Origin of the sequence: Streptomyces sp. NPDC091287 (assembly GCF_044768525.1) — a bacterium.
Classification (GTDB): domain Bacteria; phylum Actinomycetota; class Actinomycetes; order Streptomycetales; family Streptomycetaceae; genus Streptomyces.
Genome location: NZ_JBIVUV010000002.1, coordinates 438,520 through 454,194, shown reverse-complemented (window position 1 = coordinate 454,194; position 15,675 = coordinate 438,520). Strand labels below are relative to the sequence as shown.

13 protein-coding genes are annotated in these 15,675 nt (G+C 73.4%); 8 read left to right on the top strand and 5 right to left on the bottom strand.

Annotation, left to right across the window (positions count from 1 at the left end; translation table 11 throughout):
• Window positions 1–123: 123 nt before the first annotated feature.
• Complete coding sequence (locus ACIQRW_RS04780) at window positions 124–2,430, bottom strand: WD40 repeat domain-containing protein (protein WP_403754358.1); 2,307 nt, start codon at window positions 2,428–2,430, stop codon at window positions 124–126.
• Entirely contained in the window at window positions 2,427–4,535 is a 2,109-nt protein-coding gene (locus tag ACIQRW_RS04775; RefSeq protein ID WP_403754355.1) for an AAA family ATPase, read from the bottom strand. Before ACIQRW_RS04775 ends, ACIQRW_RS04780 begins: the two co-directional genes overlap by 4 nt.
• 18 nt (window positions 4,536–4,553) lie before the next feature.
• Here ACIQRW_RS04775 and ACIQRW_RS04770 point away from each other — a divergent pair, with 18 nt between their 5' ends.
• Complete coding sequence (locus tag ACIQRW_RS04770; RefSeq protein WP_403754352.1) at window positions 4,554–6,053, top strand: esterase/lipase family protein; 1,500 nt, start codon at window positions 4,554–4,556, stop codon at window positions 6,051–6,053.
• Between the two features lie 124 nt (window positions 6,054–6,177).
• Here the strand turns inward: ACIQRW_RS04770 and ACIQRW_RS04765 are convergent, their stop codons facing one another.
• Window positions 6,178–6,945 (bottom strand): response regulator transcription factor, encoded by a 768-nt coding sequence (locus ACIQRW_RS04765; RefSeq protein ID WP_403754349.1) that lies wholly within the window; start codon window positions 6,943–6,945, stop codon window positions 6,178–6,180.
• A 241-nt stretch (window positions 6,946–7,186) separates the two neighbouring features.
• Between ACIQRW_RS04765 and ACIQRW_RS04760 the strand changes: the two genes are divergently transcribed.
• From ACIQRW_RS04760 to ACIQRW_RS04740, 5 genes are all read left to right on the top strand, one after another.
• Window positions 7,187–8,497 (top strand): hydrolytic protein, encoded by a 1,311-nt coding sequence (locus ACIQRW_RS04760; protein WP_403754449.1) that lies wholly within the window; start codon window positions 7,187–7,189, stop codon window positions 8,495–8,497.
• 703 nt (window positions 8,498–9,200) lie between these two features.
• The gene (locus ACIQRW_RS04755) at window positions 9,201–10,742 is read left to right on the top strand and encodes a phage tail sheath family protein (RefSeq protein WP_403754346.1); all 1,542 of its coding nucleotides are present in this window, start codon (window positions 9,201–9,203) and stop codon (window positions 10,740–10,742) included.
• A 62-nt stretch (window positions 10,743–10,804) separates the two neighbouring features.
• Complete coding sequence (locus tag ACIQRW_RS04750; protein ID WP_073802749.1) at window positions 10,805–11,245, top strand: phage tail protein; 441 nt, start codon at window positions 10,805–10,807, stop codon at window positions 11,243–11,245.
• Window positions 11,242–11,742, top strand: coding sequence for a hypothetical protein (locus ACIQRW_RS04745; protein WP_403754343.1), 501 nt, complete (start codon window positions 11,242–11,244; stop codon window positions 11,740–11,742). Before ACIQRW_RS04750 ends, ACIQRW_RS04745 begins: the two co-directional genes overlap by 4 nt.
• Window positions 11,739–11,897 carry a DUF6760 family protein gene (locus ACIQRW_RS04740; protein ID WP_003966147.1) on the top strand — a complete coding sequence of 53 codons (159 nt, stop codon included), beginning with the start codon at window positions 11,739–11,741 and terminating at the stop codon, window positions 11,895–11,897. Before ACIQRW_RS04745 ends, ACIQRW_RS04740 begins: the two co-directional genes overlap by 4 nt.
• 696 nt (window positions 11,898–12,593) lie before the next feature.
• Here ACIQRW_RS04740 and ACIQRW_RS04735 read toward each other — a convergent pair.
• Together ACIQRW_RS04735 and ACIQRW_RS04730 are read right to left on the bottom strand one after the other, a co-directional pair.
• Window positions 12,594–13,259: a hypothetical protein gene (locus tag ACIQRW_RS04735; RefSeq protein ID WP_403754341.1), complete on the bottom strand. Its 666-nt coding sequence runs from the start codon at window positions 13,257–13,259 to the stop codon at window positions 12,594–12,596.
• A 129-nt stretch (window positions 13,260–13,388) separates the two neighbouring features.
• The gene (locus tag ACIQRW_RS04730; protein WP_403754338.1) at window positions 13,389–14,057 is read right to left on the bottom strand and encodes a hypothetical protein; all 669 of its coding nucleotides are present in this window, start codon (window positions 14,055–14,057) and stop codon (window positions 13,389–13,391) included.
• A 571-nt stretch (window positions 14,058–14,628) separates the two neighbouring features.
• On the opposite strand from ACIQRW_RS04730, the gene ACIQRW_RS04725 reads away from it, so the two are divergent.
• Window positions 14,629–15,153, top strand: a complete 525-nt coding sequence (locus ACIQRW_RS04725) for a hypothetical protein (protein ID WP_403754335.1) — start codon at window positions 14,629–14,631, stop codon at window positions 15,151–15,153.
• Window positions 15,154–15,245: 92 nt separating this feature from the next.
• A complete protein-coding gene (locus ACIQRW_RS04720; protein ID WP_403754332.1) occupies window positions 15,246–15,671 on the top strand; it encodes a phage tail protein in 426 nt (141 codons plus the stop codon).
• Window positions 15,672–15,675: the final 4 nt, after the last annotated feature.

Genomic DNA, 15,675 nt, shown 5'->3' with positions numbered 1-15,675 from the left:
GTCATGGCCCGTCGTCGGGCGCATCGGCGGAGCACTTCGGCGCGCGGACGGCGCACGCGCGTGTCAGGGACGGTCGGGTCAGGGACGGTCGGGTCAGAGACGGTCGGGTCAGGGACGGTCGGGTCAGAGACGGTCGTGGTGGACACGGAAGATCATGGTTCCCGCCTCTCCGGTCGCGAGGAGCACGGTGGACGGCTCTCCTTCCGGCCGCGGAGCCGTGCGGAGGGCGCTGACGGGGTGGCCCGTGACGATCTGCAGGAGCAGCCTTTCGGCGGCCGCGTCCCACAGGTGGATCCCGGTGGCCCCGGCGGCGGCGATGACCACGCGTCTGCCGTGGGCCCGGAAGGCAGTCACGGCGTGGAGTTCCCCGTCCCCGGGGGCGAATTCGGCGAGGTGGCCGGAGGGCGCGTCGGGGTCCCAGAGCCTGAGCGTGCCGTTCTGCCCGGCGGTGACCAGCCGGAGGCCGGCCCCGCCCCGCGGACGGGCGAAGGCGACGTCGTTGACGATGTTCTGGCCGCACCGGATCGTCGGACCGCGCTGGGCGAGGGCGGTGACGTCCCAGACGCGGAGGTTTCCGTCGCTGCCGCCGGACGCGAGGAGGACGCCGTCGTCGGTACGGGTGGAGGCCAGGCAGCGGACGCTGAACCGGTGGTCGTCGAAGACGGCCACGGCTCGGTGCCGGTCGAGGTCCCACAACCGCACGGTTCCGTCGGCGCTCCCGCTGGCCAGCAGGCCGGAGCCGGCGCCGGGCAGTGCGAGGAGGGCGAGCGCGGGCGAGAAGTGGCCGCGCAGACGCGGCGGTGGCGTCGGGTCGTCGCCGGGAGAGGGGTTGTGGAGCGCGATGCTGTTGTCGCTGAGGGCGGCGGCCAGCACCGGGCGGTGGTGCGGACCGGCCCAGGCGAGGGCGGTGACCGGCTCGTCGTCGATGACGGACCGCTTCTCGCCGGTGCCGATGTCCCGGACGAGCGTGGTGGTTCCCTCGGTCACCGCGAGGAGATGCGCGGGTCCCGATGACAGCGCACTGGCGGTGACGCGGTTCCACCCGGCCCGCCCGTGCCGGAACCCGGATCCGGCCAGCGGCCAGTTGCGGATCGTGCGGTCGGATCCGGCGGTGATGAGGCGGGTTCCCGATCGTTCGGGCAGGGCGGTGAGGGCGGTGACCGCTTCGGAGTGTGCTTGAAGGGATTCACCGACGGGTTCCAGGTCCTCGGGCCGCCAGAGGCGGACGGTGCCGTCGGCGCCCCCGGAGGCAAGGGTTTCGCGGCCCTCGACGGTGACGACGGCCAGGGAGGTGACGGCGCCGCTCGTCGTCGCCCGGGTCGATCGCGTACGGGACACGGCGTCGACGGCGTGCACGGAGAGGGTGCCGTCGGCGTCGCCCACGGCGTACAGCCCGGGTTCCGCCGGCGCGACCAGGGTGCGGACGGGTGCGGGGTGGCGGGAGAGGATCCGGGTGGTGCGGCCGTCGAAGCCGGTGACGGTGTCGTGCTGGGCGACGAGCAGCAGGGCGGAGCCGTCCGGCCCGGTCGTGCCGCGCAGGAGGGCCGGCGCGGGTCTGATCGACGGCAGCGGGATGCGGGCCTCCTTCAGCGTCGTCGTGTCGTACGCGGCGAGGTGGCCGTCGCTCCAGGCGGCGAGGAGCACCGGGGACCGGTCGTCCCGCGGCCGGTGGAGCGTGAGCGCGGTGACCCAGGCCCCGGTGCGGCGCACGACCGGCCGGATCGGGCGGCCGCGGGGGGCGTCGAGCATCGCGACGGCGCCGTCGGTGCTCCCGGTGGCGACGATCCCATCGGGCAGGGTCAACAGGTGGGCGACGGCCCCTTCGTGCAGGGGGATCGGCGGTGCGGACGCGGAGCCGTCGCGCCTCAGGACGCGCACGACGCCGTGGTCGTCCCCGGTGACCAGCAGGGCCTGGTGGGGTGCCCGTGGGCGGGGGACGGTCGACGTCAGGGAGACGACGTCGGCGTCGTTGAGGGCCCACACGTTGTCCGGGCTCGCGCAGTCGCTCCACAGCGGTGTGACGGGCGAGCGGTCGAACGGCGCGTCCGGGGCCCCGGGCCGGGGGGAAGGCGTGTCCCGTGACATCGCGGCGTGGTGCGCCAGGTGCAGGCTGGTCAGCCGGGACAGGGGGCTGAGATCGCGGGCGTAGGGCTCCAGGGTGGCCCAGGTCTGCAGCCACTGCTGCTGGGCCGGCCGGTCCCCCTCTCCCGCCAGCAGGCGGCCGAGCCCGGAACTCGACTCCCAGGGCAGCAGGGCGGGCGGTACGTGGGTGTCGTCCAGGACGCGCCCCTGGGCGGCGTGCTGGGCCAGGTGCCGCCGCAGATAGGGGTGGGGCGGGATGCTGGGGTCGTCGGGGACGAGTTCGGCGAGCGCGGCGGCCAGTTGGCGGTGGATCTCCGCGTGCCGGTCGTCGCCGGCCGGTCCGCTCATGCCGCCCCTCCCCCATCGAGCCAGTCCGTGTCGACGTCGCGCAGGGCCTCGGCCAGCGTTTCGTGGGCGGGCCGGTAGACCCGCCGGTCGTCCTCGTGGTCGTGGGCCAGATAGCCGTTGAGCCGGCTCTTGAGCAGTTTCGCGATCATCTCGTCCCAGTCCGGCAGGGCCCGGCCGAGCAACACCCGGGCCATCTGCGGCCAGATGGTGGACCAGGGGATGCCCGCTCCCCCGGCGAAGGCGGACGCGCGCAGGAGGGCGAGCGCCACCTCGGAGGGGAGCCCGTCGGCCTCGACCAGCACGAGGTCGCGCCTGAGGAGCCCTTCCGTGCCGTTGTTCAGCATTCGCTGCCACTCCGGCTGCCGGGCGACCGCGGCGGGGTCCTTGACGGACCGGAGCTGTTCCCCGGCTATGCGCGCGTCGATGAAGGAGGGCCAGACGACGGGTGCGACCAGTGCGGCCGCCTCCTCGGCCGAATCGCGGTGCCCGCCGCCGCCCTCGCAGATGAGGGCGTGCAGATACTCGGCGATGTCCTTCTCGCTGCCCTCGTCGTCCGTACGCTGCTCCTCCGCCGTCGGGAAGATGGCCTTCAACGCTTCGTTGTGTCCCTGTTCCTCCTCGGGCAGCTCCCCGGACGGTTCGCTGAGCGGCCGGCTGGAGCGCACGCCGATCAGCAGCCGCAGGCCGCGTCCCCGGTCGGCGAACGGTTCGCCGTCGAGCCGCGGTACGGGTACCTGGTCCAGCCGCGGCGCGCAGAACGCGTTGAGCGGCGCCAGCACGTCCTCGATGATGCGCTGCCGTTCGTCCGCCTCGTCGAGGCCGTCGATGACGAGGGTGACCGCCTCGTCACGGCCCCGGAGCACGGCGAGGATCTGCTGGGCGGCCTCGACGACCGGGTCCTCGGTCGACCGGATCCGCCGGGGCGTCTCCCCCAGGGCTTCGAGGATGTCGTGGGCCAGCTCCGCCGCGCCCCGGTGCCGGGCCAGGACCGCCCCGGTGATGGATCCGGGCGCGGGGACGGTGTCGGGCTCGGACAGGTCGAGTGCCGTCTTGCACAGGGGGTCGTCGCGGAACGCGGGGTCGCTGAGGACGACGGCCCGGGCGAGCACGGCGGACTTGCCGCTGCCCGCGCTGCCGGTGACGAGGAGGACCCCGCGGGTGCGGGCCGGGCTGAGGAAGGCGGCGATGCTGCGGTTGATGTCCTCGCGGCCCCGGAAGTACCAGCCGGGGTCCTGGTCCTGGGTGCGCCCCGTGGCCCGGTCGAGCCAGTGGTCGCCGACCGGCGTGCCCGGGTGCCGGCCGTCCGCGCCGGTCAGTTCGCGCACCCGGCGGTATCCGGGGTTGGGGATGCAGGGGGTGGGGGTGAGGACGCCGCTGCCGTCGACCACCCGGTGGAGCCGGTGTCGTTTGCGCTCCGCCGGGTCCAGGCCGCGTTCGAACTCCGACATCAGCTCGACGACGCTGAGATGGGGGGTGGTGATGCCCGCGGTGGTACGGAGCCGTTCGAGCGCGCCGCGCAGCAGGGTGGAGAACCGGCGGACCTGGACCGGCCGGTCGTGGCCCGCGGTGACGAGGACGTCGAGCCGGCAGGTGTTCCGGCGTTCGGCGCGGATGTCCTCGACCAGATCGTCGATCTCGCCGCTGATCTTTCCGGCGTAACAGGTGTTGACGATGACGAGGACGTTCCTGGCGTGGGAGTCGAGTGCCGCGGTGATGAGGTCGGTGGTGCGGACCGAGGTGTTGAGGTGGCGGCCCTTGACGGAGTCGGGCAGTTGCAGGAAGTGCGTCCTGGTGCCCGCGTGGCCGTGGCCCGTGATGAACAGGACCAGCGCCTCGCCCTCCATCTCCCGCACCCGGTTCTCCCGGAGGAAGTCCTCGACGTGCTCGCGCCGGGTGACAGTCGGGGCGGGCACGTGGCGGAATCCGTCGGACGCGACCGGTGAGGACCACCACTCGGCGACGACGTCCAGTTGTTCGTCGATGCCCGCGGTGAAGCTCTCGTCGCCGTCGCCGTAGTCGCGTACGGCCAGCGTGAGCAGGGTCCGCTGTGACCCGTTCTGCTCGGCGGCCCGATTCCGCCCTAACTCCCCCACCGTGTTACGCATCTCTCTAGTCTTCCAGGCATGACGAAGCCGCCGCAGACGAATCCGGGCCGCAGCCCCGGCAGTGCCCCCCGCTTCCTTCCGGACGTGACTCCGGCCGTCACGCACGACGCGGTCGTGATCGTCCCCGGCATCATGGGGAGCGAGCTGTACGACACCGTCACCGGCAAGGTGCTCTGGGGGCTGGCGCACCCCCAGTGGCTCGCCAAGGCCTGGCTGACCCGGGACGGTCTCGCCCCGCTGCGTCTCACCCCGGAGGAACAGGCCGGGGAGTACGGGCGGATCCAGCCGCGCAGGCTCCTGCGGACCCCGGTGTGGATCCCCTTCGTGCGGGGCATCGAGCCGTACCACAAGCTGACCCGGGCGATCGAGGAGACCGTCGCCCACCCCGACGCGGTGCTGCCCTTCCCCTATGACTGGCGGCTGCCGGTCGAGGTCAACGCCCGGCTCCTCGCGGCTCAGGCGCGCAGGCATCTGGAGCGGTGGCGCGGGCACCCCGCCCACACCGCGGCCCGCCGCCGGGCGCTCGACGAGCGCGAGGGGCGTCTCGTCTTCGTCGCCCACTCCATGGGCGGGCTCGTCACCCATGCGGCGCTCACCCTGGGCTTCGACGACGATCTGGCGGCCGACACCCGGGGAGTGATGACGCTGGGGACACCGTTCCGGGGCTCCGTGGTCGCGGCGAACATCCTCAACGCCGCGCAGGGCGCGCCGCTGCCGCTGCCGCATCGCAGGCTGGCCGCGCTGGCCGCCTCGATGCCGGGCGTCCATGACCTGCTGCCGCGGTTCGTCTGCCTGGAGGAGGGCGCCGGGGCGCGCCGGCTCGCCCCGTCGGACGTCGGCGCACTGGGCGGGGACGAGGAACTCGCGAAGGAGTCGGGGGAGTTCTTCGCCCGGCTCGCCCGGCACGAGCTGCCCCACCACCGCCCGGTCGCCGGAGTCCACCAGGACACGGTGCAGTCGCTGCGGCTGGAGAACGGGGAGGTCCTGGCGTCCGAGTACTGCTTCCGCACCCACCGGGACGGCGAGTTGAGGCGCGACGAGAACGGGGTGGCCCTCCGCTTCGGGGCCCGGGGGGACGGTACGGTCCACCGGGATTCGGCGTCGCCGAAGGGCGGGGCTGTTCCGATCGCGCTCCAGCACGGTGCGCTGGCCAGCGGCGGGGCGGCGCGGCACGCGGTCGTCGACTTCCTCCTGGAGGAGGAAGACCTCGGTCCGGACCAGGCGGACGAGGGCCTCGGGCTGACCGTCCCGGACTACGTGACGCCGGGGGCGGCGTGGTCGTTCCGGATCACCGGGACCGACGATCCGTCCGGGGTCGACTGCACGGTGGCCTCGGTCGACGGCCCCGTCCGCCGCCGGGTCCGTCCGTACGCGGAGGACGGCGACGCGCTGACGGCCGACGTGGAACTCCCCGAGGCCGGGCTGTACCGGGTCACGGTGGAGGCCGACCGGCTGCCCTCGCCGCTGACGCAACTGGTGTTCGCCGGTCCCGGCGGCACGCGGCCGGCCGAGCGCTGACAGGGGGCCGGGGCGCCGTTCCCCGCGAGCCGGGCCGGGGCGCCGTTCCCCGCGAGCCGGGCCGGGGAGGCCGGGTCCTCCCGTGTCCGGCCGGGGCACCTGCCGGACACGGGGCGACGGGTCCTCAGATCAGCCCGTGCCGCATCGCGTATCCGACCGCGTGGGCCCGGTTGCGCAGTTCGAGCCGGGTCGCGACCTCGTGCAGGACGTTCTTGACGGTGCGTTCGGAGTACGAGGTCTTCTGCGCGATCTCCGCGGTGTCGCAGCCCTCCGAGACCAGCCGGATCATCTCCGCCTCGCGCGCGGTGAGGGTGGAGAGCGTGAGCCCCCGGGGGTCGAGGACCGTCCGCTGGAGGGAGCTGACGTGGTCGAGGAGCTTGCCGAGCAGATCGCCGGGCAGGACGCCTTCGCCGTTGGCCATCGCCCGCACCAGGTGGACGAGCCGGTCCTGGTCGGCCTCGCCGCGCCGGAGTACTGCGGCGACCCCGCACTCGATCATGGTCTGGAGTGCGCCCGACTCGAAGAACCCCACGACCAGTCCGGTGCGGGTGGAGGTGTTGCGCTGGAGGCGGTGCAGGAGCTGGACGGTGGGCTCGTCGACCATGTCCACCACGACCAGCGAGACCTGGGCCCGGTCCGCCTCGGCCTCCGGCAGCAGTTCTATCTCGGGCCGCACGCGCAGTTGGTGGATCATGCCGGTCTGCAGGATCAGGTCCTCCGCGTACACCGCCACGGAGACCCTGCCCCCGGGCGCTCCCCCGGGGCCGGCCGTGCGGCGGTGCGCCGCGTCGGGCCTGCGGTAGTGCCCGCGCGTCGCCGTGCCGTTGGCGGTTGCCGTGCCGTTCGCGGTCGCGTTCGCCGTGCTGTTCGTCGTGTCCGTGATCGTCGTCATCGTTCCGTGCCCGTCTTCCTCAGGTACTTCAGCCCGATATGCGTGCTCGTCCTCGTGTCGCCCCCCCCGTCGGCCGGGGGCACGGCCCGCGGGCTCGCGGAGGGGGCGCGGGGACACCGTGCCGAGGGGCCCGCGGGGCACCACCCCTGCCCGCTTGTTGCCCTCGCGTCTCTGCTGCCGAGCGGTGCGGGCGGCCTAACGTCGCAGAGTGACCACATCTGCCGAACTCGAAAGCCCCACGGTGACGGTGTCGCCTGGCGGTACCGCGACGACCACCCTGACCGTGCGCAACGACGGCGACATCGTCGAGGCCTACACACTTGAGGTGGTCGGCGACTGCGCCGCCTGGAGTACCGTCGAGCCGGCGCGTGTGTCGCTGTACCCGGGCACCTCCGAGACGGTGACCCTGACCTTCGCCCCGCCGCGCTCCCACGAGGTCCGGGCTGGTGAAACCCCCCTGGCCGTGCGGGTCCTGCCCGCGGAGCGGCCCGAGTCGGTGGTGGTCCCCGAGGGCACGGTGACCGTGGAGCCCTTCCACGAGCTCCGCACGGAGCTGGAACCGCGCCGCCGCCGGGGCTGGCTGGGCGCCCGCTTCGGTGCCGCGGTGCAGAACAAGGGGAACACCCCGGTCGATGTGGCCCTCGCGGGCAAGCAGGCGGGGGAGGATCTGCGGCTCGCCTTCACGCCGGACAAGAAGCGGCTGGAGCCGGGGGAGTCGGCGGAGGTCCGGCTGAAGGTCCGGGCCCGGAAGCTGATCTGGTTCGGGGAGCCCGTCACCTGGCCGTTCGAGGTCCGGGCGACCGAGGGCGCCGAGGGGGAGTCCGAGGACGAGCAGCCCGGTGGACCCGAGCCGCTGCCCGGGGAGTTCGCCCAGATACCGGTGCTGCCCAAGTGGCTGCTGATCGTGCTGGCGGCACTGCTGGCCCTGCTGCTCGCGTGGTTCGCGCTGGTGCGGCCCGCGGTGCAGAGCACGGCCGAGCAGGCGGGGACGAAGGCCGCGCAGAAGGAGACCGAGCGGGGCAAGGAGCAGGGGTCGACGCCGCCCGGCGGCGCGGAGAACCCGGCAGGCGGTCAGGGAGAGGGCGCCGGCCCCGACGGAACGGGCCCCGGTACGGGCGGTTCCGGCCCGGGCGGTTCCGGCCCGGGCGGCTCCGGCGGAGGCGGGGGCACCGGCGGGAGCGGTGGCGGTGGCGGTGCGCAGCACTCCAAGACCATCGACGTGAAGACCGCGTCGGGAAGCTCGAACGAGGGCGTCTACAAGGTTCCGGCGGGGAAGGTGTTCGGCGTCACCGACATCGTGGTGGCGAACTTCCAGGGGGACGAGGGCATCGTGACGATCTCCTTCGGAGAGAACAAGATCACGACGATCGCGCTGGAAACCTTCCGCAACCAGGACTATCACTGGGTCACCCCCATTCAGATTCCGGAGAACGCCACCGTCACCGCTTCCGTCACCTGCGCCAAACCCGGCACTCCGGCCACCGGTACACAGGCTTCCGGGTGCCATCAGGTTCTGAATGTCAGCGGCGAACTGAGCGATCTCGCACGATAGAAACAGCGACGCCGAGCGTTCTGCTTCGTCTGTCGACGAGACAACAGCAGAAACCCGGTCGAGGGGAAACCCGGCGTGCCGGGAGGTGGCGGATTCGCCCTCCCCGGTACACCAGAGGTCTCGACCAGTTCGGTCGTCCGCGGCGACGACAGCATCGGAAGAATATCCGCACCCGATGGCCGCGGGCACGAACATGCCTGCTCAGAAACGGTCCTGACGGCGCGATGACGAACGGCGGGTGCCCGTTCGGAGCGCCCCGGTGCCCGATTTCCGCGCCCGTATACGACCGAATCCACCCACCTTCTCGGCGCATTCTGGCCGAATCACGTCACCTCGGTCTGTTTCCCCGGTGGCCTCGGACGGCGATCGGCCTTCCGGGGTTTACCGGGAAAAAAGAGATACCAAACACATCAGGTCCCTGGCGCGGCGTCCGCCTTTCGCTCAACCCCCGGCGAGGGCGGCGGCTTCGGGCCGTTCCGTAACACGTTGTTCTCGTTCTCTTCATGTCGCCCGGGGAATGCGGGCCGGCTCCGCGAATACGGCGACCGGTCCGCCCGGCCCGCCAAGGGCAGCGTTACCCGGCGTACGGGGGCCCGGAAAGGCAGCCTCATTGCCCCGTGTCCAGGACTCTGGGGCCTACTCTCCGCCCGGCCGGACGGTCAAGACTGGCCAGTGATCGAGTGACCGTCCAGAAGGAGCGAGCATGCCGTCGTACCTCACCCCCGGTGTTTACGTGGAGGAGGTGCAGTCCGGAGCGCGGCCCATCGAAGGTGTCGGCACCGCGGTCGCAGCCTTCGTCGGCTTCGCCGGGACGGGCCCCTTCCATCAGCCGACGCTGGTGACCAACTGGGACCAGTACGTGCAGACGTTCGGCGCCTTCACCGCCGACACCTATCTGGCGCACGCCGTCTACGGCTTCTTCGCCAACGGTGGCGGCGCGGCCTACATCGTCCGCATCGGCGGCCCCGCACAGGGCGCGGAGAGCACCGCTCAGGGCTCGGTCGCCCAGGCCCCCGCCCCGGTCGCGCTCGGCGGGTTCCTGGTCTCCGCGAAGCCCGGCACGGGCGCCGACCTCTCCGTGGAGATCGCCGACGCCGAGGGCGAGAACCCGCCGGAGGACCGCTTCCGGCTGCTGGTGCGCCAGAGCGGCAAGGCCGTGGAGACGTACGACGTCTCCACCCGCAAGAACGTCAAGGGCTACCTGGTCACCCAGGCCCGCGACTCCAAGTTCGTCCAGGTCACCGAGCAGCCCGGCACGGCGCAGAGCCGCCCCGAGAAGCAGACCGTCGCCCTCGCCCCCGCCGCCGCGGGCGCCCCCGGCTCCGGTGTGGCACGGCTCGACGCCTCGGAGTACGTGGGCGACGCCTCCGCGCGTACCGGGTTCTCCGGCCTCGAAGCGATCGACGAGATCACGATGGTCGCCGTACCGGACCTGATGAGCGCCTTCCAGCGCGGCGACATCGACGCCGAGGGCGTCAAGACCGTGCAGCTGGCGGTCATCTCGCACTGCGAGCAGATGGGCGACCGGGTCGCCGTCCTCGACACCCCGCCGGGCATGAACGCCCAGCGCGTGCGCACGTGGCGCAACGAGGACGCCGGTTACGACTCGCGCTACGCGGCTCTCTACTACCCGTGGGTCAAGGTCTTCGACCCGGCGAGCGGCCGCAACTCCCTGGTCCCGCCGAGCGGTCACGTGGCCGGCGTCTGGGCGCGCAGCGACAACGAGCGCGGCGTCCACAAGGCCCCCGCCAACGAGGTCATCCGGGGCGCGGTGGACCTGGAGATCCGCCTCAGCAAGGGCGAGCAGGACCTCCTCAACCCGATCGGCGTGAACTGCGTACGCGCCTTTCCCGGCCGCGGCATCCGCATCTGGGGCGCGCGCACCCTCTCGTCCGACCCGGCCTGGCGCTACCTCAACGTGCGCCGTCTCTTCAACTACCTGGAGGAGTCCATCCTCCTGGGGACCCAGTGGGTGGTGTTCGAGCCGAACGACGACCGCCTCTGGTCGAGCATCCGGCGCAACGTCACCTCGTTCCTCACCGAGGAGTGGCGACGCGGTGCACTGTTCGGCCGTACGGCCGAGGAGGCGTTCTACGTCCGGTGCGACCGGAGCAACAACCCGCAGGAGTCGATCGACCTCGGTCAGGTCGTCTGCGAGATCGGGGTGGCCCCGGTGAAGCCCGCGGAGTTCGTGATCTTCCGTCTCTCGCAGTTCTCCGACAGCACCAGCCTCGTCGACGAGTGACCCGCGCGGTCCTCCCCCACCCCTTCACTTTCACCATCGATCGGAACAGGTGACACAGAGTCATGGCAGAGGGCGACGCTCTTTCCACCCACGTCTTCGGCGTACAGCTCGGCGGCTATCTCGTGGAGTCCATCCAGGAGATCAGCGGCATGACCGTCGAGGAAGAAGTCGTCGAGGTCCGTCAGGTGACCGCCGAGGGCAAGCAGATCATCCGCAAGCAGCCGGGTGCCCGGCAGGCGGGCGAGGTGACGATCACCCGCGGGCTCGACCAGAGCAGCGAGTTCACCACCTGGATCAAGGAGACCCTCAACAACGGGGCCGTCGACACCGCGCGGCAGAACCTCACGATCGAGATCAAGGACTCGACCGGCGAGACCGTCCGCCGCATCCAGCTGATGCAGGGCTGGGCCTCCAAGTGGGAGGGCCCCTCCCTCAAGGCCGGCGAGTCCAGCGCGGCGACCGAGACGGTGACCATCACCTTCGAGGAGATCGTGGTCGAATGAGGCGCCGGACCGTTACGCCGGGCAGCGGCCTCGAAGAGGTCCTGGACAACCTCGCCACGGCGCCCGCCGCACGCGAGGAGGCCGCCGCGCCCGCGCCCGCCCGCCCCCGGGAACGGGAACGGGACACGCTGCAGACGGAGTTCGCCTTCGAGCTGCCGCGCGGGTACGTCGACGACGAGGGCCATGTGCACCGCAACGGCACCATGCGGCTCGCGACGGCCCGGGACGAGCTGCGCCCGCAGATCGACCTGCGGGTGAAGGAGAACCCGGCGTATCTGTCCGTGGTGCTGCTGAGCCAGGTGATCACCCAGCTCGGCACGGTCACCGATGTGCACGCCGGGATCGTCGAGCGGATGTACGCGACCGATGTGGCGTTCCTCCAGGACTTCTACCGCCGGATCAACAGCGAGGGCCACACGCATGCCGCGGTGACCTGCCCGCTGTGCCACGGGGCGTTCGAGGTGGACCTCTCGGGTGGGCGCCTGGGGGAATCGTGACGTACGCGCTTCCCCGGCTGCGGGAGGAGATCGCGTACGTCGCCTACCACTTCCATTGGCAGCGTGAGGACATTCTCGACCTCACCCACGGCGAACGTCAGCAGTGGGTGCGGGAGATAGCGCGGATCAACACCCGCGTCAACGAAGGCGGGTGATCGTGTGGGGCTCGGGGACTGGCTGCGCCGGGCGGACCGGCAGCGCTCCGGCGCGCCCTCGCGAGAGGGCGGCGGGCACGCCGACGTGTCCGCCGCACCCACATCCGGCCAGAACTCCGGCCCGGATTCCGGCCCCGCATCGGCTTCCGGTTCGGCTTCCGGTTCGGCTTCCGGTTCGGCTTCCGGTTCCTCGGCGGCTTCCGGCGGGGACGGCGGTGGCTGGGACGGCGGCTGGCGACGGGTGGCCCCGCCGACTGTGACCGTCGCCCGGTCCTCGATCGGTGTGAGCGACGGGCTGCGGTTCCGGTCGCGGCTGGCCTCCTGGCAGAACCCGGCCCTCGGCGGCGAACTCGGCCACTCCGTCCTGCCGTCGGCCCCGGTCGGCCTCATCCACGGCGTCGCCCGCCCAGGTGGCGCACGGACCACGTCCCCCGGCGGACCGCTGCTGCTGCGCGCGGTCCGGCCCCCGGACGCCGACGAGCCCGCCGCTCCCACGACGGACCTGCCGCCCGCCTCGGTGAACCGGGCGGCGGGCAGGGGCAGCAGGACGAACAGCGGTACGGGGACGGGGAAGCCGAGCCCCGGCTCTCCGACGGTCCAGCGGTCGAGCGCGGCGCGTGCCCCGTCCCCGGCCCCGTCCCGGTCCACCGCGAACCGGTCGCCGTCGGGCGGGTCGAGTACGTCGGGCGGGTCGGGTCATTCCCGTACGTCGGCCGCCTCGGGATCGGCCGACCCGTCCTCCTCCACCGCCCCGTCCGACTCCACGGCTCCATCCGGGGCGTCCGTGTCCTCGTCCTCCGGTGCGCGCACTCCCGCCGCCGTACGTCCGCAGCGGATCGCCCTGCCGCTGATCGTCGCCCGGCGTCCGGCGATGCCGCTGCGGCAGATCGCCGGGCTCGTGCCCGCCACGCCCACCGCCCCTTCGGCCCCTTCCTCCTCCTCCGCATCTCCTGCTTCCTCCGCTTCTTCCTCCGCTTCTTCCTCGGCAGCCGCGCCGTCAGCGGAAGCTGCGGCCCCCGCCGTCCAGCGGGCCGGGTCCGAGCGGCGGAGCGGTCCGGACCGTGCGGTTCCGGAGGGCGACGCCCCGTCTCCCGACCGTGAATCCGGCCGGCCCGCCGCCGATGTGGTGCGCCCGGCCCTGGGCAAGCCTCTGCACGAGATGCCCGCCGGAGCCAGGCCGGCCGGAGCCGACGGACCGGCGGGCGTCATTCCGTCCGCCCCCGCGACGGACCGCCCGGCGGAGATGCCGGTGCTCCAGCGCCAGGCGTCGGACCCGCAGAGTCCGCCGAGCTCGCCGGGCCTTCCGGCCACGACGGCCGCGACGGCCGCGACACCCGCGTCCCGTTCGACCGGTTCGGCCAAGGCAGCGACACCTGCGTCTGCTCCTTCGCCTGCGCCTTCGCCCTCGCCGGCACCGCAGCAGCAGCAGCAGCCGTCGTCGCCGGAGAACCGTTCCCGTACGCCCCGGTCGACCCGGTCGTCCCAGTCACCTCAGTCGTCCCGGAGCACCCGGCCGGCCGGTTCGTCGACGCCATCGGGCCCCTCCGCTCCGGTGCAGCCGGCACCGCGGGCCGACGCTTCCGGCGGCGGACGGGCCCGTGCGCGGGGCGGGATCGGCACGCCGCTTCCCTCGCTGCCGCCCACGGCCCGGCTCGGCGGCGACGCGCCGCTGCTCGGTGACCGCGCGCCCGCCGGGGCGCGGCCGGATCCGGGTCGGCCCCAGGGCACCGGGCCCGCTGTTCCGGCCCCCGCTCCGGCGCCTCCGGGCGCGCCCTCCGCGATGCCGGTGCGGACGACTTCCGTCCCGGCCGCCGTACCCTCAGCGCCCTCAGCACCCGCCGGGTCGTCGTCCGGAAGCGCGGCCGTCCAGCGCGCGGCGGATCCCGCCCGTACCCGGACCGGTCCGGCCTCCGCCGCTCCCCCGCCGCCCGTACGCGTCCGGCCGATCGCTCGGGGCCGTACGGCCCAGGGCTCCGCCGGTGCGACGCCGTCGCCCACGGTCCAGCGGTCACGGACTCTGCTCTCCGGCCGTGCCCTGACGGTGAACACCGGTTCCGCCGAGGGATTTTCGGCGCCTCCGTCGACGGCGACGGCGGGCGGCAGCACCGCGCGCCCGGTCGTGGCGGCCACCTGGCGGCGCGACGTGCGGCAGCCGGGCACCGGCGCTCCGTCACCGGGCCCTGCCGACGGGCGGGCCGGGGGCAGGCCGAGCGCCGGCCCCCAGCGGCCGGCGTCCTCCGGTACGGCTCCGGGGACCCTGGTCCAGCGCTCGGCGACCGGGAACCCCGCGCACCGGGGTGGCGACGGCTCCACCGACCCGGCCCGAGGTACCGCGAACCGGAGCGCCGTACCCACCGACCGGCACGACGGGAGCGCACCGGGTCGCGCGCCGGGGACCACGGCCGCCCCCACCGGGCGCGGTCCGTCCGCCGGTGGCGTACTCCAGCGACTCGTACGACGGTCCGGGCGGGCCGCGACGCCCTCGCCCACGCCGCCCGGCTCGCCCTCGCCGCAACAGTCTTCCGGGCCGACGCCCCGCCAGGCTCCGCAGCGGGTTTCCGAGCCCGCGTCCCACCGCGGTCCGCAGCAGGTTTCCGCACGCCACGCCGCCCCGGCCTCGGACCAGGCCGCCGTCCCGGTCACTCCCCCCGCCCCCGCCCCTGTTGTCCAACGCGCCGCACCGCTTCCGCACGCCCTGCCCTCCCGGCCGGGGATGCCGGGTGCGGCGTCGATGCCTCCGGCGTCCGCGACCGCCCCCGGCACGCGCCCCGTTCCCGTCGTCCGGCCGCATCCGCCCGGGGCGGCGCGTCCGGAAGCCGCCGTACCCGTACAGCGGCTGGCCCTGCCGGTGGCGCCCGACGGCGCAGGTCCACCGCTCACCGGACCCGCCCCCGCGGGCGGCACCGCTCCCGACGTGTCGCCCGGACTCTCCGTACGGGTGCCGCCCCGCGCGCCCGCACAGCCCGCCGCAGCGGGCCGCCCGGAGAGCAGAGCGCAGGCCGTCCAGCGTGCGGCGGCGAAGGCCGGGATCACCGGGGTTCCCGTGCAGGCCGCCCCGCCGAAGCCCGCCGCCGGGGCGACGGACGCGGCCACCGGCTCCGACGACGCTTCCGACGCTCCGTCGGCGAACCGGCTGAGCGGAACGGAGATCGAGGAGCTGGCCCGCCGACTCCTCGACCCGGTGAGCCGGCTCATCCGCGCCGATCTGCGCCGGGGCCGGGAACGCACCGGGCGGCTCCACGACGGCCGCCGCTGACGGGCGACCACCCCGGCCCACCCGCGCACGCCCCGCACACCCGCACGCCCCGCACGCCCCGCACGAGAGACAGCAGAGAAGACGAGAGACGCATGACGGACAACATCTTCGCGACGAGCGTGTTCTTCAAGCTCGCGATCGGCGGCAGCGACCTGGGCGCGTTCCACACCTGCTCCGGCCTGGGCGCCCAGGTGGAGATGGAGACGTACGCCGAGGGCGGCAACAACGGATTCACCTGGCAACTGCCGGGGCGGATCACCTGGACGAACATCACGCTGACCCGCCCGGTGACCGCCGACACCCTCAAGATCGCGCGCTGGCTGAACGAGACGATCCAGCGGGTCGAGCCCAAGGACGGCGAGATCGTGGCGCTGCGCCCCGACCTCAGCCGGATCATCAGCTGGCAGGTGCACGGCATCGTGCCGGTGCGCTGGCAGGGGCCGTCCTTCGATCCGGCCAACTCCGAGGCGGCGATCGAGACGCTGGAGATCGCGCACGAGGGCCTGGAGCCCTCCTGACCGG

Excerpts from the sequence above, each read along its gene's own strand:
- ACIQRW_RS04780 (WP_403754358.1), bottom strand. The coding sequence starts at position 2,430 with ATGAGCGGACCGGCCGGCGACGACCGGCACGCGGAGATCCACCGCCAA.
- ACIQRW_RS04775 (WP_403754355.1), bottom strand. The coding sequence starts at position 4,535 with ATGCGTAACACGGTGGGGGAGTTAGGGCGGAATCGGGCCGCCGAGCAG.
- ACIQRW_RS04770 (WP_403754352.1), top strand. The coding sequence starts at position 4,554 with ATGACGAAGCCGCCGCAGACGAATCCGGGCCGCAGCCCCGGCAGTGCC.
- ACIQRW_RS04765 (WP_403754349.1), bottom strand. The coding sequence starts at position 6,945 with ATGACGACGATCACGGACACGACGAACAGCACGGCGAACGCGACCGCG.
- ACIQRW_RS04755 (WP_403754346.1), top strand. The coding sequence starts at position 9,201 with ATGCCGTCGTACCTCACCCCCGGTGTTTACGTGGAGGAGGTGCAGTCC.
- ACIQRW_RS04750 (WP_073802749.1), top strand. The coding sequence starts at position 10,805 with ATGGCAGAGGGCGACGCTCTTTCCACCCACGTCTTCGGCGTACAGCTC.
- ACIQRW_RS04745 (WP_403754343.1), top strand. The coding sequence starts at position 11,242 with ATGAGGCGCCGGACCGTTACGCCGGGCAGCGGCCTCGAAGAGGTCCTG.
- ACIQRW_RS04725 (WP_403754335.1), top strand. The coding sequence starts at position 14,629 with ATGCCTCCGGCGTCCGCGACCGCCCCCGGCACGCGCCCCGTTCCCGTC.
- ACIQRW_RS04720 (WP_403754332.1), top strand. The coding sequence starts at position 15,246 with ATGACGGACAACATCTTCGCGACGAGCGTGTTCTTCAAGCTCGCGATC.